The sequence below is a fragment of the Hahella ganghwensis DSM 17046 genome (assembly GCF_000376785.1).
Classification (GTDB): domain Bacteria; phylum Pseudomonadota; class Gammaproteobacteria; order Pseudomonadales; family Oleiphilaceae; genus Hahella; species Hahella ganghwensis.
The window spans coordinates 89,965-115,201 of the sequence record NZ_AQXX01000141.1; the positions used below are offsets into that span (position 1 = coordinate 89,965).

Below are 25,237 nucleotides of genomic sequence, written 5' to 3' on the forward strand. Positions count from 1 at the left end.
GATTCAAAAGATGTCAGGAAAAACATGCGAAATTTTGTGAGACTGTTACGGTTTTTTTGTTGGAGTTTTGTTGTAGGTATCGCCGGTGGCTTACTCATTGCTACGAGTTTTTACCTAGTTCTGTCCCCCCACCTTCCCGAAGTTGAACAACTACGGACAGTTCAGTTACAAACTCCACTTCGCATCTATACCCGGGACCAGCGGTTAATCGCCGAATTCGGCGAAAAACGTAGATCTCCCATTAACATCCAGGATGCCCCCCAGAATCTGTTAAATGCCTTCATGGCAGCGGAAGACAGCCGTTTCTACGAACATGGTGGAGTTGATATCAAAGGACTTTTACGTGCATCGGTACAACTCATCAGCACCGGCAGCATTCAGTCCGGTGGCAGCACCATCACCATGCAGGTTGCGAAAAACTTCTTCCTTAGCCAAGAACGAACCTTTTCCAGAAAATTCAATGAAATATTGCTCGCACTTAAGATTGAGCAAGAACTTGAGAAGGACGAAATCCTCGAACTCTACCTTAATAAGATCTACCTGGGGAATAGGGCATATGGGGTAGAAGCAGCAGCCAATGTGTACTATGGCAAAACCATAAAGGAACTCACATTAGCTGAAAGCGCAATGATTGCCGGCCTGCCCAAAGCCCCCTCACGCTATAACCCACTGGCCTCCCCCGACCGCGCCAAGATTAGGCGTAATTGGATACTGGATCGAATGCTTGAGCTGAATATGATCAACCAAAGCGAACACCAGTCGGCCAAAAATGCCATACTCACAGCAAGCTATCATGGCACCCGCCCGGAAGTAGAGGCGCCCTACATTGCCGAAATGGCAAGACAGGAAATTGTGGATTCTTATGGGCTGGACGCCTATACAGACGGCCTGCACGTCATCCTCACTATCGACAGCAAGCTGCAGAATGCAGCGGATGCTGCGCTGAAAAAAGGACTGCTCGCCTATAGCAGAAGGCACGGATATAAAGGCCCTATCGCCCGCCCAGGCAAAGAGGCGCTGGAAAACCTCGAAAACACCCTAAAGCAATTAGAGGACCTACCATCCGCAAAAGGCCTCTCCCCTGCGGTGGTCACTGAAATCAAGGAAAAATCCCTATCCGTCACCACACCGGATAAAAATATCATCGAAATTGAGTGGGAAGGACTACGCTGGAGCAACCCATTTCACAACGTTAACAGCCAAGGCAAACGCCCCACTAATGCCAGCGAGGTCGCCGAACTCGGAGACATTGTTTACATCAGCCTGGATGACGAAGGCTACAAACTGGCCCAAATGCCAGATGTTCAGGGCGCACTGGTTTCACTAACTCCAGAAGACGGAGCGATTTTGGCCCTCGTTGGCGGATTTGACTTTTACCTCAGCAAGTTTAACCGGGCAACCCAGGCCCGCAGACAACCCGGCTCCAACTTCAAACCATTCGTCTACCTTTCAGCGCTGGAGAACGGTGCGACTGCTTCCACTACCATCAATGATGCCCCCGTAGTGTTTGAAGACTCCCAGCTCGAAGCCTCCTGGCGTCCGCAAAACTCTTCAGGAAAGTTTTATGGCCCCACCCGATTAAGAAGAGCGCTCTACCTTTCCAGGAACCTGGTATCTATTCGACTGGTACAGAAAATCGGTATCAACAATATCAGGAACGGCGTTGAGCAGGTGGGCTTTGACAGCAAACGAATCCCGAAAGATCTCTCAATTGCACTTGGCTCTGCCGCATTTACACCAATGGAAGTAGCATCAGGATACGCAGCGCTCGCCAATGGTGGCCATCGGGTCAAACCTTATCTGATCGATAAGATTATCGATCATGATGCTCAGATCATCTACAGTGCAGATCCAGAAATTGCTTGCCGGGAGTGCCTGCAAACTGCATCAGTCTCTGCGGACATGTCAGAGCCGACTTTAGAAAATACCACTGACGAGACAAGCAATCCTCAGGATGCAACAGCACAACCAAAGGTTGCACCACTTATTGCCGACCCAAGATCCGTCTACATACTTAACAGCATTCTGCAAGATGTCATCAGACAGGGGACCGGCACAAAGGCTCGTGCACTCGGACGAAATGATCTGTCCGGAAAAACCGGCACCACTAACGACCAGGTTGACGCTTGGTTCTCAGGTTACAATGGCAACATTGCCACGACGGTCTGGGTGGGATTCGATCAACCAGACACTCTGGGTCGCCGGGAATATGGCAGCAGAGCCGCATTACCCATCTGGATAGACTATATGAAAGTTGCCCTGGAAGGGATGCCGGAAACGCCAATGAAACAACCACCAGGCATAGTGACAGTCAAAATTGACCCTGAAACCGGCGAGCGCGCCGCTCCCGGTCAGGAGAATGCCATTTTTGAAATTTTTACTGAAGAATCAGCACCAACACTAAAAATTGTGGAAGACTCTCCTGACGAGATCCCACCACAATCAGACGCCCCCCCTCCAGAAATCATTTTCTAGAACAAAAAAACCGCATCATTGATGCGGTTTTTTTATACTGCCTTCAATAACTCTGAAGACCTACACCACTTTAATGTCGTCGATAGAGTTCAGCGGATAATGCTCTGGGTAAGGCATCCGCGCAACACCTGTGTCGACTGCAGCTTTAGCCACTGCAGCACAAACATCCGTCAGCAAACGCTTATCCATAGGCTTGGGAATAATATAATTCTTACCGAATTCAAATTGCTCCCCACCGTAAGCATCAATGACATCCTGAGGCACAGGCTGTTTGGCCAACTCACGAATCGCTTCTACCGCCGCCACTTTCATCTCTTCATTGATTGCCTTCGCACGAACATCCAGCGCACCACGGAAGATGAATGGGAAACCAAGAACATTGTTTACCTGGTTTGGATAATCTGAACGCCCAGTCGCCATGATAAGGTCATCGCGAGTCGCCAGCGCCAGCTCCGGCTTAATCTCCGGGTCAGGATTGGAGCAGGCAAACACAACAGGATTAGGCGCCATGCTGGCCAGCATTTCTGCTGACAGCAGATCCGGACCGGACAAGCCAACAAAGACGTCCGCACCATTACAAGCGTCGGCAAGCGTACGCTTGTCAGTATCGATAGCAAACATTGCCTTGTACTGGTTCAGATCATCACGTCCGTTGTGAATCACCCCTTTACGGTCCAGCATATAAATATTTTCAGACTTGGCACCACAGCTGATCAGCAGCTTCATACATGCCACCGCGGCAGCACCGGCACCTAGACAGACTATCTTGGCTTCTTCAATGGATTTACCTTGCAACTCCAGGGCATTCAACATACCGGCTGCCGTTACAATCGCCGTTCCGTGTTGATCATCATGAAAGATGGGGATATCGCACTGCTCAATAAGAACACGCTCAATTTCAAAACATTCAGGTGCTTTGATATCCTCCAGATTAATGCCACCAAAGGTGTCTGCAATTCGCGCAACGGTATCGATAAAGGCCTGAGGGCTTTCCGCCTTAACCTCCACATCAAATACGTCAATCCCTGCAAAACGCTTAAATAGAACCCCTTTCCCTTCCATCACCGGCTTACTCGCCAGCGGGCCAAGATTCCCCAGGCCCAAAATTGCTGTACCGTCTGAAATGACCGCGACCAGATTGCCTTTATTAGTATATTTATAAGCCAGATTCTGATCTTTCGCGATTTCCCGGCACGGCTCTGCAACACCTGGACTATAGGCCAACGACAGGTCTCGTGAGGTTGCTGTGGGTTTTGTTATTTCCACGCTCAGTTTTCCTGGACGTGGATTAGCGTGATACTCAAGCGCAGCTGTTTTCAAATCTTCTGACATTGCTTTTTTCCTACTTTATATATTTGGAAGGGCTATCAGATCAGGCAATGACCCGAACCTGACAACCTTCTCCATAGGCCCAAAATCCGGGGGTCCACATTATTACGTGTTTACTTTATGTGCTCAAGTGAATTGCTCACACTCCCCGGCCCTCACAAATCAGCATTAGTCTCCCATCACACGACCCTTATGATGGTTGATATGCCGCAAATCAGAGCAAAAAAAAGCCCGCATTGCGGGCTTTTTCCAATAAATCTTTTCAGGCTTAGCCTGGACGACCCATACGACCGCCGAAACGCTTGTTGAAGCGATCGATACGACCACCGGTATCGAGAACCTTCTGCTTACCGGTATAAAACGGGTGACAGGCGGAACATACGTCTACGTGGAGATCTTCGCACAGAGTAGACTTGGTTTTAATCTGGTTACCGCAACTGCAAGTTGCTGTAATTTCTTTGTATTCTGGATGAATACCCTGTTTCATAACAAACCTCGCTGATTCTGCCGCTACCCAATCAACTATACTTGCCGGGCACCGCATAAAGGGGCAAACTTACGCAACCGATCATCTGCCGGTGAAATTAAGGACGCGTGATCATACCAGAAAGCCAGAATATCACAAGCCCTCTAACCAATTTAACCACCTAGCGCTGTTTCCCAGATAATGCCGAGCCCATTTGTTGTATCCATTGCCGTCCCTGTCCCTCTCAGAAAAACGTTTGACTATCTACCTGAAATGTCCTTGCCTGACCCTGAACACTATACCCCCGGCAAGCGATGCAAAGTCCCTGTGGGCCAGAGAACCCTGATCGGAGTAATTACGGGCATCCACCATTCACCGCAGGTTCCACAGGATAAATTGCGCCCGATAAAGCAGATCCTGGACCCACACCCGACTATTCCAAGCAATGTACTGCAACTGGCACAATGGATCAGCGATTATTATCATGCCCCTTTGGGAGAAGTCCTTATTAATGCCCTTCCTCCCCTGATGCGGCAGGATCGCAGCTGGGAAAAGTTGTCAAACAGCCTCAGCACCATCCTCTGGCAGGCCACCCCAGGAGCCGACAGCACCGGTCTTCGAGGAGCAAAACAGAAAGCACTGCTAGAGCTGTTAATCGGTATGCCTGAAGGACTCTCACAGCCAGACATCATAAATCAGGGTTATACCACCGCTCAGTTACGCGCACTGGAATCCAAACAATTTGCACACTCCACACAGGTCCGCTCCCGACCAGGGAAAGAAGCTCCCGTTACCTCCAGCAAACCAACACTGACCACCGAACAGCAACAGGCCCTCCAACAGCTGATCGGGGTATCCCCCGGATTTACCACAACACTACTGGAAGGTGTGACAGGCAGCGGCAAAACAGAAGTCTATCTGGATTGGATTGAACACCGGATAAACAACAATGCGTCAGAGCAAATTCTGGTATTAATTCCCGAAATAGCACTCACCCCCCAAACACTTCGACGCTTTAAAGTCCGCTTTGGTGAGCAGGTCGTCAGCTATCACAGCGCCATGAACGATAGCGAGCGCCTTCTTACCTGGATCCAAGTAAAAGAAGGAGAAGTCAGTGTCGTTGTGGCAACCCGATCTGGAATCTTACTCCCCTTCAAGTCTTTGGGCGGGGTCATTGTGGATGAAGAGCATGACTCTTCATTCAAACAGCAGGACGGCGCACGTTATCACGCCCGGGACCTGGCCCTTATTCGCGGTCAACATAGCCAATGTCCTGTTATTCTCGGAAGCGCCACCCCCTCTTTCGAGTCACTGAATAATGCCGATCAGGGACGCTACCACTATGTTCGCCTGGAATCACGAGTGTCATCCACTCCACTCCCCCGAATCCACCTTATCGACATCAAAAGCAGACCGCTGGAAGGCGGTATTTCCCCTCCAATATTGCAGGAAATAAGTTCTGCGATATCAGCAGAGGAGCAAGTGATGGTGTTTATTAACCGCCGAGGTTTTGCGCCAGTCATCATGTGTGTCGACTGTGGCTGGATTGCAGAGTGCCGCTCATGCGATGCCAGGCTTACCTATCACCGTCGCCAGCAATCCCTGAAATGCCATCATTGCGAAAAACAATACCGCCTACCCACAAGCTGCCCGAGTTGCGAATCCAAAAATCTCAAACCTATTGGCGCCGGAACGGAAAGAACTGAGGAATACCTGGAGCAGCAATTTCCAGATGTCCCGGTGATTCGCATTGACCGGGACTCAATACAAAACAAAGGCTCGCTTGACCAGAAGCTTTTACCAATACGGCAGGGCCACTCCTGCCTGATCGTCGGCACCCAAATGCTGGCCAAAGGGCACGACTTCCCCAATCTGTCCACTGTTGCAGTGCTTAATGCAGATGGCGGACTGTTTAGCAGCGATTTCAGGAGCACGGAAAAAACAGCCCAATTGCTGATACAGGTGGCCGGGCGGGCCGGACGCAGGGAAAAGCCGGGCAAAGTCTTTATTCAAACCCAGTTTCCGGAACATCCTCTGCTGCAGTATATCCAGCAACATGATTATCGCGGAATCTATGCAAGCGAAATGGCCATGAGAAAACAGGGCCACTTCCCCCCGGCCTACTCCATGGCATTGATCAGAGGCGAAGCCTCATCATTGGAGGACACGCTGAATTCACTATGGAAGCTCAGAGACCTTATGGAAACCTGCGAAAATCATTTGCCCTCGATTCACGGTCCTTTTCCATCTCTGATACAGAAAAAACAAAACCGCTTTCATGGCCTGATCTGGCTGTTCTCCGCTGACCGCTCTGTACTGAGAAAATTTCTCAGGCATTGGCTGGGCATGATGGAGAACCAGAAACTTAAGCTGCCAGGAAAATTCCGCTGGCAGCTCGACGTTGACCCCATTGACACACTGTAATCAGGACAATTTCTGGTATCGGTTGCGGACCCTGCCTAGGTGTAGGATAATCACGCGATTTCAGTGCCTGTATTCTTTTTAGACAGGTCACCCCTGAGATTTGAGGTTTCATTGCTGCCGCACAATTTTGCATACCCAATGATTGCGTCATATCAATCGTCGTATCTGCGATGTCTTCTGGACGACATACGCGGTTAATATTCAGGACCTATCTTCGACAGGCTGACAAGATAGAATTTAGCAGCACTACCCGAAACCAAAATTCATCAGTACCGAATTTTTAAAACGAACTTTCAGAGCAGTTATCGGACTTATATATAATGAAGCAAACTATCGCATCGCTGCTTCGCACCGCGTTAAAGAACCTGGCCAGCGAGGGCACTCTGGCTGAAGACCAGATCCCAGAATCCATTCTGGTGGAAAACACCCGGGACAAAAGCCACGGAGACTTGGCAACCAACGTAGCCCTGACCCTGACCAAACAGGCCAAAATGCCACCGCGAAAACTGGCAGAAGCTATCGTTGCCAACCTGCCATCATCCCATCACGTCAAGGATGTGGAAATTGCCGGTCCTGGATTTATTAACTTTTTCCTGAATGCCGCCAGTCAATTCGAAATCATCGGCAGCATTCTGGCCGCAGAAGACAGCTTTGGCCGCAGCAATTTTGGTCAGAAGAAGCGCATTCAAGTTGAGTTCGTGTCTGCCAATCCCACTGGCCCACTGCATGTAGGACATGGTCGCGGAGCCGCATATGGGGCCACCATCGCTGAATTGCTGAAAGCGGTCGGCTACAGTGTCCATAACGAATATTACGTCAACGACGCTGGCCGCCAGATGAACATTCTGGCAGCCAGTGTCTGGCTGCGCTACCTGGAGTTGCAGGGAGAAACCCTGAATTTCCCCAGTAATGGCTACAAAGGCGAGTATGTTCGCGATATCGCGGCCGGACTGAAAGAGCAGCATGGTGATATATTCAAACACTCTTCCGCAGAGGTTTTCAGCGACATACCAGCAGATGAGCCTCAGGGTGGAGACAAGGAAGAGCATATCGATGCACTGATTCAGAAGTGCCGCCAGCTGCTGGGAGCGGACAATTATTTGACCGTTTTTAACGCAGGCCTAGACAGCATTCTGACTGACATCAGAGATGACCTTGTAGAATTCGGCGTACGCTATGATGAGTGGTTCTCTGAAAAATCACTAAGCGCCGACATAGATAAAGCCCTTGCCCGATTACAGGAAGCCGGACATCTCTATGAAAAGGAAGGGGCGATCTGGTTCCGCTCTACCACGTTTGGAGATGATAAAGACAGAGTCGTGAAGCGGGAAAATGGTGAAGCCACTTATTTCGCTTCCGATATTGCGTATCACCTGAACAAATTTGAACGCGGCTTTGACCGTGTCATCAACATTTGGGGTGCAGATCACCACGGCTACATTGCCAGGGTAAAAGCGGCACTGGAGGCTTTAGGTCTAGACAAGGATAAGCTCGACATAAAACTTGTCCAGTTTGCTATTCTCTATCGGGGCAAAGAGCGAGTCCAAATGTCCACCCGTAGCGGCGAATTTGTGACTCTGCGTGAACTCCGGAATGAAGTAGGCAATGATGCAGCACGATTTGTGTATGTAACGCGTAAGACAGAACAGCATATGGACTTTGATCTGGAGCTTGCCAAATCCGAAAGCAAGGATAACCCCGTCTACTATGTTCAATACGCCCATGCCCGTATTTGCAGTGTTATGCGCAAGTTGAGCGAAATGGGGCTGGAATGGGATAAACAGAAAGGCCTGGAAGCTCTACCGATTCTTAATGAAGAGGGTGAGAAGGATCTGGTAACCCAACTCAATCAGTACCCGGAAATGGTTCACAATGCAGCAGTTAACCTCGAACCCCATGTGTTAACTCATTACCTGCGGGACCTGGCATCCAACTTTCACGGCTATTACAACTCCCACAAGGTATTGGAAGATGATGCGCAGGTCAGAAATGCCCGCCTGACATTGAGCATGGCAGTGCGGCAGATCCTGAGTAATGGACTCGGGCTGCTGGGAGTTTCAGCGCCAACACATATGTAACCCCCAGAAAGATGTAACAACAGAACTCAGCCAAAAAACTGGGTTCCAACCCGACAGCACTTTGCGGGCACCAATAAAAGCAGACGCTTTTTAGTCCCTCAAAGTGCTGAATTTGAATCCCTGTTCCCAGAGCAAATACTGCCAGATCTTTGAAATGGCCAAAAAAACAACTTCCTCCTCACAGAAAAAAGTTCCCGGTTGGGTTTGGGCATTCAATCTCGCCCTTGCCGCAATGTTCCTATATTTCCTTTATTACCTGAAGTCTGTCCCGGAAACGACGGAAATAGAATCCCCCGGGCAGACAACCACCAAACAGTCAACCTCTCCACAAAAACCAGCAGAGGAAAGCGACGCCCCCCAGAAAGAAGACCCCCGCTTCAAATTCTATGACATGCTGCCTGAAACAGAGGTGGTTGCGCCGAAAGTTGAGGAGTACACCCCCAAAAAACTTCCGGAGAATTATGCCTATATGCTCCAGACCGGATCCTTCCGAACCTTTGATGATGCTGAGCGACAGCGGGCGATGATTGGCTTCCAGGGGCTTAAGGCTCAGGTGGAAAAATACCAGGCCAGCGAGGACAACATCTGGTTCAGAGTTAAAGTGGGCCCCTTCACCTCAAGATCAAAAATGAACAGCGCGGTGGACAAGTTGGTTGCCATTAACATTCAACCCCTCGTTAAGAAGCTGAAAACCGACAAGGAGTAGATGCCAGCCCCCTTCCTTTTTCTCCTTGAATTTCCGGGAAGAGGCTCCATATAGTTTTTTCTGTCGCGAGGGTTCGGCCTTCAGCTTTAATTATCTCATTCACTTTACTTGGAGTAGGGAATGACCACCATTGTATCCGTTCGTAGAGACGGCCATGTCGCCATGGGGGGTGACGGCCAGGTATCCCTCGGCAATACTGTCATGAAGGGGAATGCACGCAAAGTCAGACGCCTGTATCACGACAAGGTTATCGCAGGATTTGCCGGCGGCACTGCCGATGCGTTCACTCTGTTTGAACGCTTCGAAGCCCAGTTGGAGAAACACCAGGGAAATCTGGTCAGGGCAGCCGTGGAGCTGGCAAAAGACTGGCGGACAGACAGAGCTCTTCGTAGACTTGAAGCCCTTTTGGCAGTGGCGGATGAAAATGCCTCCCTCATTATTACCGGTAATGGTGATGTTATTGAACCGGAACAGAGCCTCATTGCCATTGGCTCCGGTGGTCCATATGCCCAGGCTGCCGCAAGAGCCCTATTAGAGAATACCGATCTGAATGCCCGTGAAATTGTCGAGAAGAGCCTGGAAATTGCTGGTGATATTTGTGTGTACACAAATCAGCAACGCACTCTTGAAGAACTCGGCGGCACTCAGTAACAGCAATTGAACAGTTAAAAGGTTATCAATAATGTCAGGCATGACACCTCGCGAAATCGTCCAAGAACTTGATCGGCACATCATTGGTCAGAATTCCGCCAAACGTGCGGTTGCGATTGCTCTCAGAAATCGCTGGCGCAGAATGCAGATTGATGAAGGCCTCAGAGATGAAGTTACCCCTAAGAACATCCTGATGATAGGCCCCACCGGGGTCGGCAAAACAGAAATTGCCCGCCGTCTGGCCAAACTTGCAGACGCTCCTTTCATCAAGGTGGAAGCGACCAAGTTTACCGAGGTAGGCTATGTTGGTCGCGATGTCGAATCCATTATTCGAGATCTGGCGGATATGGCGATCAAGATGCTGCGGGAAAAAGAAGTAGCCAAGGTGGAAAATCGCGCCTTGGATGCTGCCGAGGACCGAATTCTTGATGTTCTGCTTCCACCGGCGCGTTCATTTGGTTCTGAGGACACTCCGACCGACCAGGAATCCACCGCACGCCAGGTATTTCGCAAAAAGCTTCGCGAAGGTGTTCTGGATGACAAAGAAATCGATATTGAGATTAAATCCACCCCGGTAGGTGTGGAGATCATGGCCCACCCTGGCATGGAAGAAATGACCAGTCAGTTACAAAACATGTTCTCTAACATTTCCGGTGACCGTAAACGCACCAAGCGAATGAAAGTCGCTGATGCGATGAAAAAGGTTAAGGATGAGGAAGCCTCCAAGCTCATCAATGAAGAAGAGCTTAAGCAAAGAGCGCTATCTCTGGTTGAACAGAACGGTATTGTCTTTATCGATGAGATTGACAAGGTAGCCAAGCGCTCAGAAACCGGCTCGGCAGATGTGTCCCGGGAAGGGGTTCAGCGTGATTTGCTGCCACTGATCGAGGGCTGCACCGTCAGCACCAAGTTCGGTATGATCAGAACCGATCATATCCTCTTTATTGCTTCGGGGGCGTTCCACCTGTCCAAACCGTCAGACCTGATTCCTGAACTACAGGGACGACTGCCAATTCGTGTAGAACTTGATGCATTGACCCCGGAAGATTTTGAACGAATTCTGACCGAACCGAACGCTTCACTGACAGAGCAATACATTGCACTGATGGCGACGGAGTCTGTCAATATTTCTTTTGCTCCAGGAGCCATCACCCGCATTGCCGAAATTGCCTGGAAGGTTAATGAAAAAACCGAGAATATCGGTGCCCGTCGACTTCATACGGTCATGGAAAAGCTTCTGGAAGAGGTTTCCTTTAGTGCCGGTGATCAGATTCGGGAACATTTTGAAATTACCCCCGATTATGTGGACAAGTACCTTGGAGACCTCTCCGAGGATGAAGACTTGAGTCGCTACATTCTCTAAGCAAATTGATGTGATGATTCTATGAGCAATATTCCCTCTCAGATTCAATTACATCAGAAATCATGCACCCTGGAGCTGACCTATGCTTCAGGGCTGCATGAAATACTTGATGCTGAGTTTCTCAGGGTAAACTCCCCCAGTGCAGAAGTCAGAGGACATGGTGGACAAGGAGGAACACTACCAACAGGGAAGCGTGACGTTGCTATTACGAACGTAGAAGTTGTCGGCAACTACGCGTTAAAAATCACTTTCAGTGACGGCCACGACAGCGGACTTTATGCCTGGGACTATCTTGAAGACCTTTGTAGAAACAAATCGCAATACTGGCAGTCATACCTCGCCAAGCTTTCCGCAACCAATGGAAGTCGCGACTAAGCGTTCGGATACCTGACAAAACCGTGCATCTGGTCTGAAAGCACCCTTAAATAAAAAACCCTTCGTCCAAATGGGGTTTGATAGGAGGGGGAATCGGACGAAGGGTCAAAACCGAACCTTCATTGCCAGTACCTATATAATTAGCGCCACCATTGCTCTCATCCCATCCCTCTCCTAACTGCAGGATGAGACGTTATATAATTTTTCTCGCGCTATGCAGAAAATCAGCCACGCCTTCCATTCCAGCACCGATCCGGTTCAAATACCCCCCGTTGTTACGACGCCTCTCATTGGCGACATATAACGGCAGCATTTCTCCGTATAGGCTGGTACTGATTGTCCTTTGTTCATCTTCCAGAATATCTTTGCGTATCGTAATGTTGAATGGTGCCAGTTGTTTTGAGAGCTCATCATAGCGGTTCAGCAAATCCTGCCGGGTCATCTGGTAGGCATGCTCACAAACAATCCGCCGAGACTGGAAGCTGAAGACATTCGAGAAAAACAGCTTGGCATCATCTCGTGTCGGCTCAAACAGGCTAATGACCGCGTTAGGATACTCTTTGTCATACATCGCCATTCCTGCTCGCATTCTTGAATACACCATCGTCCGATAGGTCTGCGCCACAATATTGGGCATCCCTCTGTTCAACAGCGCTCCGGGTTCCATCGTGCCAGCCTCCACTGCAGCCTGGACATCTATTGGTACCACAGGATTGATCGCCAGAATCAAATCTGCCCCATCCTCAAGGGCAACGGAAGCATGAATTCCCTTTCTCAGCGTACCATCGGCATAATACCGACCATCAATCTCCACGGGAGTGTATACCGCAGGTGCCGCAACACTGGCCTGAACGGCTCTGGAGATGGGAACATGGTCAAACCCGGGAGAGCCAAAACGCACTGTTTCACTACTTTCAACGTCTGCGGCGATCAGATAGAGCCGCCGGCTCAGCTTGCGGAAATCGTTCGTTCTACCAAGCAGACTGAAAGACCTTTCCAGATATTCATTCAAACCTTCATTATCAAATAAGCCTGAAGGTACCGCCTGAGCCAGAATCGTCATGGCTTCCACAAAACTCTGATCTCTGGGGTTTTCTATAAACTTTGCACAGGCCTCTACCAGCAACCCGGGCACAGACACTGCCCTCTTCAGATATTCCTTGACCGCAGGCCTGAAAAAAACTTCCGGGTGGAATGGGTGAACATCTGCTTCATTTTTCACAAATATCCGGCACATCTGCGCAGTGGTCATCTGATTCGCTAAATTGGCAGCCACAAATGACCCGGCACTCACCCCGACATATACATACAAATCGTTAAAATCGATTCCTTCCAAAGCTTCATCAAGCGCCCTGAGTGCACCAATTTCATATATACCTCCCAAAGCTCCGCCGCCGCCTAGCACCAGGCCGACTTTTGGTAAGGTCTTACTATCTTCGCGGTTTTCCGCCATATTAAGCATCCGTCTGAGCAACTGATAAGCGTCTGTCAGAAAACCAGGCGCACCATTGTTTTACTACCGGCACGCCTGTGACAAAACAGCTTAAAGTATAGTGTTTTACAGGAAACACTTGGCGAATTCTGCCATAAATAGGCCGAAACTCTCGACACTCGTCACAAAAACTAACAGAGCCGATTAGAATAATCATACTAAAGAAAGGAAACACAGCGAGGATATAGACGGCTTCGCCTGAAGCAGGAGATGAAATCAGGTGCAGGGAGAAAGAGCCAGTGTCAGTGCCGAACCGGACGGGTAAACTGATCAAAACCAGCTTCCTTCAAAGCCAGTTCCAATGTGCTTTTGACAACTTGAGGGCTATCCATACACAACAAACGCCTGAGCACATCCTCCGCCCACCTCATGGATATGGATCGCAGCACCAGCTTAACCTTTGGCAGATTAACAGCATTCATCGACAAAATATCGTACCCCATGGCTGCGAGCAAAATAGCGCCACCAGGGTCACCAGCCAGCTCGCCACAGATGCTGGCCTGTTTACCCACCGCATGCGCATCACAGACAATTTTATACAAGGCCTGCAGGACAGCCGGATGAAAGGAATGATAAAGACTGGCTACCCGCGGATTATTTCGGTCCACGGCCAGCATATATTGAGTAAGGTCGTTACTTCCAACACTGATAAAGTCCACTCTTTCAGCTATTTCCTTCACCTGAAAAATGGCACTGGGGACTTCGATCATGACGCCTACCGGTGGCATTTTGACATCCACACCTTCCTCACGAACCTCATGATATACCCGGTATATCAAATGAAGCGCTTCTTCCACCTCTGAAATATTGGAAATCATCGGCAGCATGATACGTAAGTTGTCCAGACCTTCGCTTGCTTTCAACATAGCCCGAACCTGCACCAGAAAAATTTCCGGATGGTCCAGGGTTACCCGAATACCGCGCCATCCCAGAAATGGATTTTCTTCCTTAATCGGAAAATACGTCAGCGCCTTATCTCCGCCGATATCAAGCGTCCGCATAGTAACCATCGAAGGCGAAAATGCATCCAACTGTTCGCGATAGCAGTCGCGTTGCTCCAGTTCACTGGGAAAGCGATCATTAATCATGAAAGGAACTTCCGTCCGGTAAAGTCCCACACCTTCCGCCCCATGATTGAGGGAACGCATGACATCTGTCATCAGGCCAGTATTAACCCACATGGAGACATGATGTCCGTCAGTCGTAACGCATGGCTTATCCTTAAGCTCATCAAAGCCCTTGGAAATCTGCTCTTCTTCCTCGACCAATACGGAATAAGAACTCAATAACTCAGGAGACAGATGGCTGAAAACTTCGCCTTTGTATCCATCAACAATAACCTGACGTCCTTCCAGTTTGCTGATGGGCATGTCCACAACCCCCATCACGCATGGCAGCCCCATTGCCCGCGCCAAAATGGCGACATGTGAATTACCAGACCCAAGCACTGATACCAGCGCTCTGAGATTTTCTTTGGGAACTTCTCCCAACATGGAAGGTGTTAACTCTTCACTGACCAAGATCGTGTCCTGAGGATATTCCCTTTCCTCACTGGAATCCGGTTTTTGCAGATAGGCCAGTACACGCTGCCCAAGATCTTTGATATCCACAGCCCGCTCACGCAGATAGGGATCATTAATCGCCTCGAAGTGGCGCACATATTCCTGAACAACTTCTTTGAGTGCCCCCTGAGCCCAGTGCCCTTTGTTGATAATATTCTTGACCTCGCCACTGAGCGCAGTGTCGTCAAGCATTCCCAGATATACATCAAACAGCGCCTGCTCTTCAGGTCTGAGCTGACTGGCCAGTCTCGCGCCCACTTGGCGGATATCCTGACGTACGGATTCAACAGCGGATTCAAAGAAGGCGATCTCGGCTTCAATATCGGCACACTCTTTATCGGGCACCGAATTCAGATCGGCCAGCGGATAGAACACCACACAGGAGCCAATTGCCACACCGGCAGAGCCTGCCACGCCTTTAAAGCAAATGTCCTTGGCCTTCTGGCCAGTAAAATCAAGACCCGAAATGATGTCCGAAGCTTCACCATGCGCAATGATGGCGGCCAACTGAGCGGAGATGGTGACTAGAAAGGCTTCTTCACCTTCATCAAATAAACGACTTGCACGCTGCTGTACAACCAGAACACCCAACACTTTTCTGTGGTGAATGATCGGAACGCCCAGGAAGGATTTGTATTTTTCTTCGCCGGTCTCGGGAAAGTAACGGTAACGGGGATGCGCTGGGGCATTATGTAAATTGAGGGGCTCTTCTCTAACCCCCACCAGACCGACGAGACCTTCGGAGTGCCCCAGTTTGACTTTACCAATGGCCGCCGGGTTGAGCCCCTTTGTCGCCATCAGAATATATCGGTTGGTTTCCGGATCCAGAAGATAAATGGAACACACTTCAGTGTTCATAGCTTCATGTACGCGCTCGACAATAAGCTCTAACGCAACTCCCAGATCGGGAGCGGCATTGACCTCTTGTACAATACTTCGCAGTACACTCAGCATGGCCTACCTGTATATCGAAACCAGTCGTCCGAAGACAACCACATTGGCGGAATTTTCAGCCCCACTCTCTTTTCCGTTTTCCGGCCGGCATAACTTCCCGACCGGCACCGCCTGAGCGAGCCTGACAGTATTTGTTATTGCCCGCATGACCCACAGGTCTCGCGAGATATCATTCTTAGTAAGCTGACAGTCAATTAAGAATAGCAGCGTTGAATACCGAATCTAGCTTCTTTTAAACAGAACCGGTGCAAATTCCTTCATGGCACGCCGGTAGACCTCCCTCTTAAAGGACACCACCTGCCCCAGGGGATACCAGTAACTTACCCAGCGCCAACCATCAAATTCAGGCTCTTCACAGTCATCCATCCGGATCGCACTGTCTTCTGCCAGCAGCTTGAGCATAAACCACTTTTGTTTCTGTCCGACACAAATCGGATGGGAATCGTGCCGGATCATTTTCTTGGGTAACCGATATCGAAGCCACCCCCGTGTTCCAGCGACAATTCTTACAGCCTCAGGCGAAAGACCAACCTCTTCCTTAAGCTCTCGATACAATGCGTCTTCCGGAGATTCATCCCGTTTAATGCCCCCTTGGGGAAACTGCCAGGAATCCTGCCCAATTCTCCGTGCCCAAAACACCTGATTGTGTTCATTACACAGAATAATGCCGACATTGGGTCGATAACCTTCAGAATCGATCACGCTACTTTTCCTTCTACTGTCAAAGCATTGTTCCATAAGTTGCTGACTTTATTCAAACCCTGTTGAATTTTGGTAGGCAATAGAGACGCTATTTTTCACGAAAAACAGGCCAGTCAGGCTACGATCATGTACAATTCTGCATTTTTCAGAGGAGTCTGGTTTTGGCCTTAGCGATCTTTGATCTCGATAACACTCTTATTGCCGGTGACAGCGATCATACTTGGGGAGACTTTCTGATCAGCCTGGGCGTCGTCGACGGGGACGAGCACAAAGCTACGAATGATCGCTTCTATGAAGATTACCTGCGTGGTGAACTGGATATTTTTTCCTACATCCGGTTTGCGACGAGCCCGCTCACCTGTCACCCGTTAACCCAGTTGAACCATTGGCGGGAACAGTTCATCCAGGAAGCCATCACACCAATGCGACTTCCCAAGGCCGAGGAACTCCTGCAAAAACATCGGGACCAGGGCGATTACCTGCTGATTATTACGGCCACCAACCGCTTTGTGACAGAACCCATCGCCAATCTGCTTGGCGTGGATGATCTGATTGCCACAGAACTGGAAATAAAAGATGGCGTGTATACGGGAGAAGTGCTGGGAACGCCAAGTTACCAGGAAGGCAAGGTCACACGCCTGAATCATTGGTTGCAACAACACCCCTTCAATTTATCTGACGCCTATTTCTACAGCGACAGCCATAATGACATTCCGTTGCTGGACAAAGTGGGCAATCCTGTCGTTGTCGATGGCGACGAACAGTTGCTTGCTTACGCGGCCAAAAACAACTGGCCCAGCATAACTCTAAGATGAGGTAAGTCGTCCATGCCGTTGCGAGCTTTCAAGAGCGCAGTTTCTCTTGCCCTGCCTCTTACCTTGTTCATGACCGCCTGCACAGACTCAACGCCCCCTGATACGCCTAGAGTTCCCAGCTCTTCCCAGTTGGATGCAGCGATAGCATACATCCCGACAAAAGAGCTCACGACTGAGGAGCAACAGGTGGCCGGCCAAGTGAGCGAGATGGCTGAGCAATTGCACCTACAGGCAGCTGCCCACGTCGAAACACTTGGCACCAGCATCAAACAGCTGAGACAAAAGCCGACTTGGGCCAACCTTCAAGAAGCCCGCCAGCACTGGCTTGAAGCTCACCGTTCAATGCAGGCGTTATGGTCGCTGTATGTGCTGGACCAACCCGCGGCCCTTCTGGAAAGGCAACCTGCAAACTCAGCTTTCACTTATGGTTCCCTCATTGACCAGACTCCGATGCTGGCAGGCTACCTGGACACAGTAGGGGGCTATCCAGCAAGCGGCTTGATCCACGCTCTCGATCTGCCCATAAGTCAACCACTCCTGGAAGATAAACACTTATTCGCAGACCCCATGTTTCTAACCTTCGGCATGCACCCCCTGGAGTTTATTCTGTGGTCTAAGCAGGGACTGGAAAAGGACCTGTCGTCCTCAGCGATGCTGTCGGCACAAGCTCCTGACAACAATCTAGCTCTTGATACCAATAACGGCGCCTTAAATACTGACACCGGTTTGGATGAACAGGTATCTGACTCCCTCCAAAGTAAAAGCACTCTAATGATCAAACCGACCCTTGATCGAAGACTTGCACTTGCCGATACAATTGCCTCAGCGCTGGCGAATCACCTAAATCAACTTCACTCCCAGTGGACGCATAGCAATGTCGTCAATGCATTTCTGGCATTTTCCAGCTCACCAAAAATGAGGGACGAGCAAAATCCGCAGCTGGAACTGGTAATGCGTAATATTGATCGGCAGATCCTCTTTGCCCTAACGCCATTGGAGGGAGAACCTGGATGGCATTACCAGGAGCATATGGCATTTTCCCAGGAAACCAATCACTTCTGGCAGGGGCGTATGGAAGGACTGAAAGCAGGCATCGTTCTATGGGACAATCCTGAGGAGGCTTTTGATAATCTCCTGGAAGAACTCTCAAGTTGCCTGACATCCCTCTCGGCCACCAGTACCTCTCAGCAGGAGGAGGTTCAGGTTTGCGAATCCCAGGCACTCGAATTGAGAGAAAAACTGATCGTACGATTTGCCGAACTCACTCCATAAAGTTAGGGTCTGTTCACTAAATAGACTAAACTGAATAGTCAGGCTGACTTGTCCAAACAACACCTTGGAGTTCCTGAGAGCACGGCGCTACAGGTCTTCTGAAAAAACCTGACCGGAAAAGGTTTATGGTGAGTGACTGCAGCCTTTTCCGACGATCAAGAGTGAAAAGAGCAAAGATGTCTACCGAACTCACCGAAGAACAGATCAAACACATCCTTCAGGGCATCAAAATACCGCCACAGCCTCAGATTTTGGTCGATATCCAGATCGAGCAAATTATGCCCGATCCAGATATCGCACAAATCGCAGCCCTCATCAGCCAGGATGTCGGCTTGTCCGGAACAATTCTAAAATTCGTCAATTCCCCATTGTTTGGACTCTCCAACAAGATCACCTCTATCGCCCAGGCTGTGTCACTTCTGGGGACAACCAGTGTGGTCAACATCATCAACGGGATATCCATTAAAGGGGAAATGACGGATGAGACGATTGTGGAGCTCACCCGTTTCTGGGACACGGCAAACGACATATCCAGCATAGCAGCCAATATCGCCAAAAAAGTCGGATATCATTCCCCCGACGAAGCTTACATGCTGGGCCTGTTTCATAACTGCGGGATCCCTCTGATGCTGGCCCGATTCAGGGACTATATGAATGTTATCGAAGAGGCATATGGCGAGCCTGAAAAGCGTATTACGGAAACCGAGAACCTGCACTACAACACCAACCACTCTGTTGTCGGCTACTACACAGCCAAGTCGTGGAATTTACCTCGTCATATCTGCGAAGCCATTGCTGAGCATCATTCCGCTGAAAGTGTTTTCGAAAATAAAGACGGTCGGAATCCGGATAAAAAGACGCTGTTGGCCATTCTGAAAACGGCGGAACATTTATGTGGGAGTTTTCATGTCTTCGGTAACCAGACAACGGACTTTGAGTGGCTAAGGCTGGAAAATGACGTATTGGAGTTCCTGGGACTGAGTCTGTATGACCTCAATGACATGCGCGATAGTTTCGCGGAGATGGGTATTAACGTTTATCTTCCTAAATGAGGCACAAAGAGCACCCTTAGCTCTTCATGCCTATTCTATTAGGTCTTTTCTTTGTGCCTTTATTTTGCGCCTTTCTTTCGTGCCTGGCTTGAATCAGTCTTCCGCGTCACACTGCGCTTTATAATCTTCAGCAGACATTAGCCCATCCAGCTCTGACTTATCTGAAACCTTCAGCTTGAAGAACCATCCATCGTTGTAAGGATCACTATTCACCAGCTCAGGAGCTTCCTGCAGGGCCTCATTGATTTCCACAACTTCACCGGCAATCGGAGCATAAAGGTCTGAAGCGGCTTTTACCGATTCCACAACGCCAGCCTCTTCACTGGCAGCAAGGTTCGCACCTACATCAGGAAGCTCAACAAAAACAACATCCCCCAGCAAATCCTGTGCGTGCTCAGTTACACCGATCGTCACAGTGCCGTTTTCTTCGATACGCACCCACTCATGTGTGGAAGTATATTTCAGTTCTCCTGGAATATTGCTCATTTTTCAACCCTTCTCATTGGATATGTCTTTATTGCGGGAACTATCTATGATCTGCAATCCATTATCAAGAGCTTCTGTAAGCTTCGTATTCCCACGCTATCAGGGACTCCTTTCTATCTTGGTCAGGAAAAAGTGTAGCAGAACTCCAGCAGGGGCTGTTTGCACTCAGCGAAACGCTTCCAGATGATTCACTATAGCTGGCAGCACTTGTTCAAAACCATCAAACTCATGACTCCCCTGAGGCATAATCCACATAGAATGGGAACCAAACTTTTCCAGGGCTTCCCGATAATTGAGCGTGTCATCACCAGTCTGCACCAGGGTCAGGTATTGCCCTCTTAGCCCCTCTGGTTGAATGTCCAAGGCAATAAGTTCCTCCATATGCATGGAGGAGACTTCAAACACCTCTCCTGTATACAGGTTCTGATTAGGCCCGAGATAATCATTCAACAACAAATAGGGTCTCACCGCAGGGTTAATCATCGCAACAGGTACGCCGTAAATGTGGCTCAAATAGGCGGCATAGTATCCGCCAAGCGAACTACCGATAATCCCCATCGGCCGGGGTGAGCCCTGAAAATAGGTGGTTTCGAGATACCTGATGGTAGCTTTGGGAGAAAACGGCAGCGCCGGAATTTCAACGCGCAGATCTGGCCGCCGTCTAGCTATCCAACGCTTAACAACTTGTGCCTTGATAGAGTCAGGAGAGCTTTTGAAACCGTGCAGATAAAGTAAAAAAGGTGTGGTCAATGGTAGGTCCGCCATAACAGCTCAGGCAATCGCAATGGGTTTCTGGCCAGACGCGGAATCAGTACCCCTTGCTGCTCATATCGACGACGAAGTCAATATGATCTGCGCGCTCCACGGCCGTTTCAATGGAACCGTCAGCAGCCAGCTTGATCCAGCGATACCCCGGAGCCAGATCGTCTACGGCAAAATCCTCGCTACAGGGCTTAAACTGTACACAGGTTGAAGGAGTTGCCAGCATTCTAACCCCGTTACGGACTTGATCGTATTCCTGGTGAATATGCCCCCACAATATCATCTTCACATGCGAATACTGATCGGTGATGGCAAACAGTTCATCTGCGTTTTTCAACCCAATGGTATCGAGCCAACGGCAGTCTATATTAACCGGATGATGGTGAAAGCAGATCGCCACATGCTTGTCCTGATCTTTCTCCAGCTCTTGCTTTAAAAGCTGAAGTTCAGTCTCAGCCAGCTCGCCATAAACTTTATTGCGCACAGAGGAATCAAGAAAAATCAGTTTCCAGTCATCAAGTAGCTTAACCTTTACAAACGCCTGTGAATTTCTTATCGCGCTGGTCATGACATCCGGATCATCATGATTACCGGAGAACCACACAACCGGACACTCAAATCTGGCCATCTTCTTTTCGAAGCAGTGGTATGCCTCCGCACTACCGTCCTGGGCGAGGTCCCCAGTGGCCAACACCAGGTCAGGCCGCTCTTTGCGAGCATCCACCAGCTCCAACACGGCATCCAGACTTTCCCGGGTATTCATACCCAGTAGCATACCGTCGACTTCCCTGCGAAGATGAGAGTCTGTCACCTGAACTATTTTTAACCAGCGCTGTTTCTTCGCCACCCGATGCGGTCCTGTATTCCTTCTTACACAATAGACTACCGGAGAAAAACTCTACCGATACGTTATAAACGATATAAGTAGATGCGACTATTTTCCAGTCAATCATTCACAAATCGCTTAAAAAGTAGCAGCTTAGAAAGAATTCGAGATATGGTAGACAGATCTTTGAACGCAAATCCCAGTTTCAAAGACCTTTCAAAGACACGCTGGAATGGCCATGATTCAGGCAATAACCCAGCCATTCGGACAAAAACTGATTGAGCTGAAGCTTCTCATCAGGAAGATGCATCTTGTGATTGGGGTAGTCGTTGACGGCTTCAACCCGTGGGTGATCAGCAGCACTGATCACTTCCACCATGCGGGCATCATGATAGACACGAACGGTCAGTTGAGGATTGTTCAGCCACTTCCCCGATGTCTGAATTTGTTCCAGCAATATGAGGTTGGTATAACGACTGGTCTCGAGCACCTGTAAACGTATATCACCCAGATACGCACCTTCGTTATACAGCTTATAGACGACCTCTGCCCCCTCATCCATGTCCGACAGCAATTTGTTGATCCGAACATAGTTGGATTCACAGATAGCGCCAAATTTTGCTATGTCAGGGACATAACGATGCTTCACCCAATCACCTCTTTCTAACAATTCAGACATCTCCTCCCACGACAAATTCCTTTAACCAGTAGCCGAACAGTGTCGGCTTTGGCAAATCCATCTACTCATTACGTTACGCGTTTAGCCACGGGTTTGCCATTCGCTCTGCAAATTCCGGTAATTCATTTGCAACCACTGTAGGCCGATAATTGAAGCCGCGTTATTGATCCGGCCACTTTCCACCAGTGAAAATGCATCAGTTCGAGACAGCACATGCACCTGAATATCTTCCCCTTCCTCTTCAAGACCATGCGTGCCACCTACGCCATCAGTGCTGACCTTGCCACAAAGTAAGTGGATGAACTCTGAGCTTCCACCTGGAGATGGGTAGTAGCGACAAATCTGTTTGAGAGCCGTCACCTCCAGTCCCGCTTCTTCCCTGGCCTCTCTGACTGCGACCTGTTCAGGAGACTCGCCAGGATCATCCATCCCCGCCACCAATTCGAGCAACCAGGGACTATGGGTATCTTCCAGAGCACCAATGCGAAACTGTTCGCATAACACCACTTCATCTCGTTCGGGATCATAGGGTAGCATAACAGTCGCCGAGCCACGCACGAATAATTCACGCTGTAATTCAGGACCAAGGCCTCCGGCAAACAGCGCGTGCTGCAGTCTTAACGTCCGGATTTTGAAAAAACCCTGATAGCTGTCAGAAGTATCGAGTATCTTGACATCATGCTTATCAAATACGGCATCCTCAATCGGCATGCATCATCCCCTGTTCGATTTCAGTTTTGCAAATGTGTATGAGCCACAATATATCTCAGGACTCCGTACAGTATCATGACAAGAGTATTGTGTCAGATCCCCGGGGCTGAGAATGCCCCGGGGATCAATTGTCAGAGATCGCTCAGATTTCCTGATAAAGGCGACTTCCCTGAGCTTTAAATTCATCTGACTTTTCCTGCATCGCGGATTCTACCTTGCCAGCGTTTTCCGCCGCATAATCCCTGACTTCCTGACTAATTTTCATCGAGCAGAACTTAGGACCACACATAGAGCAAAAATGTGCCACTTTGGCGGAATCCTTGGGTAAGGTTTCATCATGAAATTCACGGGCAGTATCAGGATCAAGCGCCAGATTAAACTGATCCTCCCAACGGAACTCAAAGCGCGCCTTGGATAGCGCGTTATCCCGCAACTGGGCTCCGGGGTGACCTTTCGCCAAATCTGCTGCGTGAGCTGCTATCTTATAAGTGATGATCCCGTCTTTGACATCCTGCTTATTCGGCAGCCCCAAATGCTCCTTCGGTGTCACGTAGCACAACATGGCACAGCCATACCAACCAATCATGGCCGCCCCGATTCCCGAGGTAATATGGTCATAGCCCGGTGCGATATCTGTCGTCAATGGCCCCAGTGTGTAGAAGGGCGCTTCGTCACACTCGCGTAACTGCTTATCCATGTTTTCTTTGATGAGATGCATGGGCACGTGCCCTGGACCTTCGATCATCACCTGTACATCATGCTTCCAGGCAATTTTGGTCAACTCTCCCAATGTTTCGAGCTCGCCGAACTGGGCCGCATCATTGGCGTCAGCGACACTGCCCGGCCTCAACCCATCTCCCATGGAAATAGCCACATCGTAGGCCTTCAGAATTTCACATAATTCTTCAAAATGCGTGTACAGGAAATTTTCCTGATGATGCGCGAGACACCATTTCGCCATGATAGAACCACCTCGGGAAACAATGCCGGTGGTTCTATCAGCGGTTAACGGAACATAACGCAATAAAACGCCGGCGTGCAGAGTGAAATAATCCACGCCCTGCTCCGCCTGTTCGATCAATGTATCACGCACGATTTCCCAGGTAAGATCCTCGGCGACACCACCCACTTTTTCCAGTGCCTGGTATATTGGAACCGTGCCGATAGGGACAGGGGAATTCCGAATGATCCACTCACGGGTCTCATGGATATGCTTGCCGGTCGATAGGTCCATGACGGTGTCTGATCCCCAGCGGGTGGCCCAGGTCAGCTTCTCCACCTCTTCCTCAATCGTCGAGGTCAGTGCTGAGTTACCAATATTACCGTTAATTTTGACCAGGAAATTTCGGCCGATAATCATCGGCTCTGATTCAGGGTGGTTAATGTTGGAGGGAATAATCGCCCTACCGCGCGCCACTTCCTCACGCACAAACTCTGGCGTTATCTCGTCAGGGACCGACGCGCCAAAAGACTGGCCGGCATGCTGCTGCAATTGCGCAGCACCTTGCTTAAGCTGCGCGCGCTTCATGTTCTCCCGGATCGCAATATACTCCATTTCCGGGGTAATAATCCCTTGCCTGGCATAATGCAACTGGGTCACATTTGCCCCGGCTTTGGCCTTTCTGGGATGATGCAGGAATCCAAAGCGCAATGTATCCAATGAAGGGTCCTGCATCCTCCTGCGGGAAAACTCAGACGTGAAGCCGGCCAACAGTTCTGTGTCTTTCCGCTCTTCTATCCAGCCTTCCCGTAACCGTGCAAGACCTTTGCGCAAATCAATCCGGGCTTCCGGATCAGTGTAGGGACCGGATGTGTCATAGACTCTGATTGGAGGGTTTTCCTCAATCCCATCTTTCGTCGGAGTCGGGCTCAGGGAGATTTCTCTCATCGGCACCCGGATATCCGGGCGGCTGCCTTCTACATAGATTTTCCGACTGTTGGGAAGCGGCTCTACCGCTGCACTGTCGACCTTGGCATTCTCACGTAAGTATTGCAGTTCACTCATGAATAACCGTCCTCGCCCAGCAGCATCGTTGCGGGCACTGGTAAATGGGTAT

At 49.7% G+C, this 25,237-nt stretch carries 21 protein-coding genes; 10 read left to right on the forward strand and 11 right to left on the reverse strand.

What is annotated here, in order from left to right:
• Nucleotides 1–24 precede the first annotated feature (24 nt).
• Nucleotides 25–2,475, forward strand: a complete 2,451-nt coding sequence (locus tag F566_RS0127770) for a penicillin-binding protein 1A (RefSeq protein WP_020410318.1) — start codon at nt 25–27, stop codon at nt 2,473–2,475.
• A gap of 60 nt (nt 2,476–2,535) precedes the next feature.
• Here the strand turns inward: F566_RS0127770 and F566_RS0127775 are convergent, their stop codons facing one another.
• Nucleotides 2,536–3,807, reverse strand: coding sequence for a malic enzyme-like NAD(P)-binding protein (locus F566_RS0127775; RefSeq protein WP_020410319.1), 1,272 nt, complete (start codon nt 3,805–3,807; stop codon nt 2,536–2,538).
• A 265-nt stretch (nt 3,808–4,072) separates the two neighbouring features.
• On the reverse strand, nt 4,073–4,291 hold the full coding sequence (gene rpmE, locus F566_RS36505; RefSeq protein ID WP_020410320.1) for a 50S ribosomal protein L31: 219 nt from the start codon (nt 4,289–4,291) through the stop codon (nt 4,073–4,075).
• Between the two features lie 180 nt (nt 4,292–4,471).
• On the opposite strand from rpmE, the gene F566_RS0127780 reads away from it, so the two are divergent.
• The 6 genes from F566_RS0127780 (at nt 4,472) to F566_RS0127805 (ending at nt 11,867) form a co-directional block, all read left to right on the forward strand.
• Nucleotides 4,472–6,694, forward strand: coding sequence for a primosomal protein N' (locus F566_RS0127780; protein ID WP_020410321.1), 2,223 nt, complete (start codon nt 4,472–4,474; stop codon nt 6,692–6,694).
• A gap of 320 nt (nt 6,695–7,014) precedes the next feature.
• Nucleotides 7,015–8,772, forward strand: coding sequence for an arginine--tRNA ligase (argS, locus tag F566_RS0127785; protein WP_020410322.1), 1,758 nt, complete (start codon nt 7,015–7,017; stop codon nt 8,770–8,772).
• Between the two features lie 154 nt (nt 8,773–8,926).
• Nucleotides 8,927–9,478, forward strand: coding sequence for an SPOR domain-containing protein (locus F566_RS0127790; RefSeq protein ID WP_051085447.1), 552 nt, complete (start codon nt 8,927–8,929; stop codon nt 9,476–9,478).
• Between the two features lie 120 nt (nt 9,479–9,598).
• Nucleotides 9,599–10,129, forward strand: coding sequence for an ATP-dependent protease subunit HslV (hslV, locus tag F566_RS0127795; protein WP_020410324.1), 531 nt, complete (start codon nt 9,599–9,601; stop codon nt 10,127–10,129).
• Nucleotides 10,130–10,160: 31 nt separating this feature from the next.
• Nucleotides 10,161–11,492: an ATP-dependent protease ATPase subunit HslU gene (gene hslU / locus F566_RS0127800; RefSeq protein ID WP_020410325.1), complete on the forward strand. Its 1,332-nt coding sequence runs from the start codon at nt 10,161–10,163 to the stop codon at nt 11,490–11,492.
• Nucleotides 11,493–11,513: 21 nt separating this feature from the next.
• Nucleotides 11,514–11,867 carry a gamma-butyrobetaine hydroxylase family protein gene (locus F566_RS0127805; protein WP_020410326.1) on the forward strand — a complete coding sequence of 118 codons (354 nt, stop codon included), beginning with the start codon at nt 11,514–11,516 and terminating at the stop codon, nt 11,865–11,867.
• Between the two features lie 193 nt (nt 11,868–12,060).
• On the opposite strand, the gene F566_RS0127810 is transcribed toward F566_RS0127805, so the two are convergent.
• The 3 genes from F566_RS0127810 to rppH all read right to left on the reverse strand — a co-directional run bounded on the left by F566_RS0127810 (nt 12,061) and on the right by rppH (nt 16,577).
• Nucleotides 12,061–13,320, reverse strand: a complete 1,260-nt coding sequence (locus tag F566_RS0127810; RefSeq protein ID WP_020410327.1) for a patatin-like phospholipase family protein — start codon at nt 13,318–13,320, stop codon at nt 12,061–12,063.
• Nucleotides 13,321–13,601: 281 nt separating this feature from the next.
• The gene (gene ptsP / locus F566_RS0127815) at nt 13,602–15,875 is read right to left on the reverse strand and encodes a phosphoenolpyruvate--protein phosphotransferase (protein WP_020410328.1); all 2,274 of its coding nucleotides are present in this window, start codon (nt 15,873–15,875) and stop codon (nt 13,602–13,604) included.
• 222 nt (nt 15,876–16,097) lie between these two features.
• Nucleotides 16,098–16,577 carry an RNA pyrophosphohydrolase gene (rppH, locus tag F566_RS0127820; RefSeq protein WP_020410329.1) on the reverse strand — a complete coding sequence of 160 codons (480 nt, stop codon included), beginning with the start codon at nt 16,575–16,577 and terminating at the stop codon, nt 16,098–16,100.
• Nucleotides 16,578–16,738: 161 nt separating this feature from the next.
• On the opposite strand from rppH, the gene F566_RS0127825 reads away from it, so the two are divergent.
• The 3 genes from F566_RS0127825 (at nt 16,739) to F566_RS0127835 (ending at nt 19,716) form a co-directional block, all read left to right on the forward strand.
• The gene (locus F566_RS0127825; RefSeq protein WP_020410330.1) at nt 16,739–17,392 is read left to right on the forward strand and encodes a histidinol-phosphatase; all 654 of its coding nucleotides are present in this window, start codon (nt 16,739–16,741) and stop codon (nt 17,390–17,392) included.
• Between the two features lie 12 nt (nt 17,393–17,404).
• The gene (locus F566_RS0127830; protein ID WP_020410331.1) at nt 17,405–18,664 is read left to right on the forward strand and encodes an imelysin family protein; all 1,260 of its coding nucleotides are present in this window, start codon (nt 17,405–17,407) and stop codon (nt 18,662–18,664) included.
• 176 nt (nt 18,665–18,840) lie between these two features.
• Nucleotides 18,841–19,716 carry an HDOD domain-containing protein gene (locus F566_RS0127835; RefSeq protein WP_020410332.1) on the forward strand — a complete coding sequence of 292 codons (876 nt, stop codon included), beginning with the start codon at nt 18,841–18,843 and terminating at the stop codon, nt 19,714–19,716.
• A gap of 93 nt (nt 19,717–19,809) precedes the next feature.
• Here F566_RS0127835 and gcvH read toward each other — a convergent pair whose 3' ends face one another.
• The 6 genes from gcvH to thiC all read right to left on the reverse strand — a co-directional run bounded on the left by gcvH (nt 19,810) and on the right by thiC (nt 25,185).
• Nucleotides 19,810–20,202 carry a glycine cleavage system protein GcvH gene (gene gcvH, locus F566_RS0127840; RefSeq protein ID WP_020410333.1) on the reverse strand — a complete coding sequence of 131 codons (393 nt, stop codon included), beginning with the start codon at nt 20,200–20,202 and terminating at the stop codon, nt 19,810–19,812.
• Nucleotides 20,203–20,367: 165 nt separating this feature from the next.
• A complete protein-coding gene (locus tag F566_RS0127845; protein WP_020410334.1) occupies nt 20,368–20,967 on the reverse strand; it encodes a YqiA/YcfP family alpha/beta fold hydrolase in 600 nt (199 codons plus the stop codon).
• A 43-nt stretch (nt 20,968–21,010) separates the two neighbouring features.
• Complete coding sequence (gene cpdA / locus F566_RS0127850) at nt 21,011–21,811, reverse strand: 3',5'-cyclic-AMP phosphodiesterase (protein ID WP_020410335.1); 801 nt, start codon at nt 21,809–21,811, stop codon at nt 21,011–21,013.
• A 184-nt stretch (nt 21,812–21,995) separates the two neighbouring features.
• Nucleotides 21,996–22,469, reverse strand: coding sequence for a DUF1249 domain-containing protein (locus F566_RS0127855; RefSeq protein ID WP_020410336.1), 474 nt, complete (start codon nt 22,467–22,469; stop codon nt 21,996–21,998).
• An 81-nt stretch (nt 22,470–22,550) separates the two neighbouring features.
• Entirely contained in the window at nt 22,551–23,180 is a 630-nt protein-coding gene (gene nudF, locus F566_RS0127860) for an ADP-ribose diphosphatase (protein WP_020410337.1), read from the reverse strand.
• Nucleotides 23,181–23,322: 142 nt separating this feature from the next.
• Nucleotides 23,323–25,185: a phosphomethylpyrimidine synthase ThiC gene (thiC, locus tag F566_RS0127865; RefSeq protein WP_020410338.1), complete on the reverse strand. Its 1,863-nt coding sequence runs from the start codon at nt 25,183–25,185 to the stop codon at nt 23,323–23,325.
• Nucleotides 25,186–25,237: the final 52 nt, after the last annotated feature.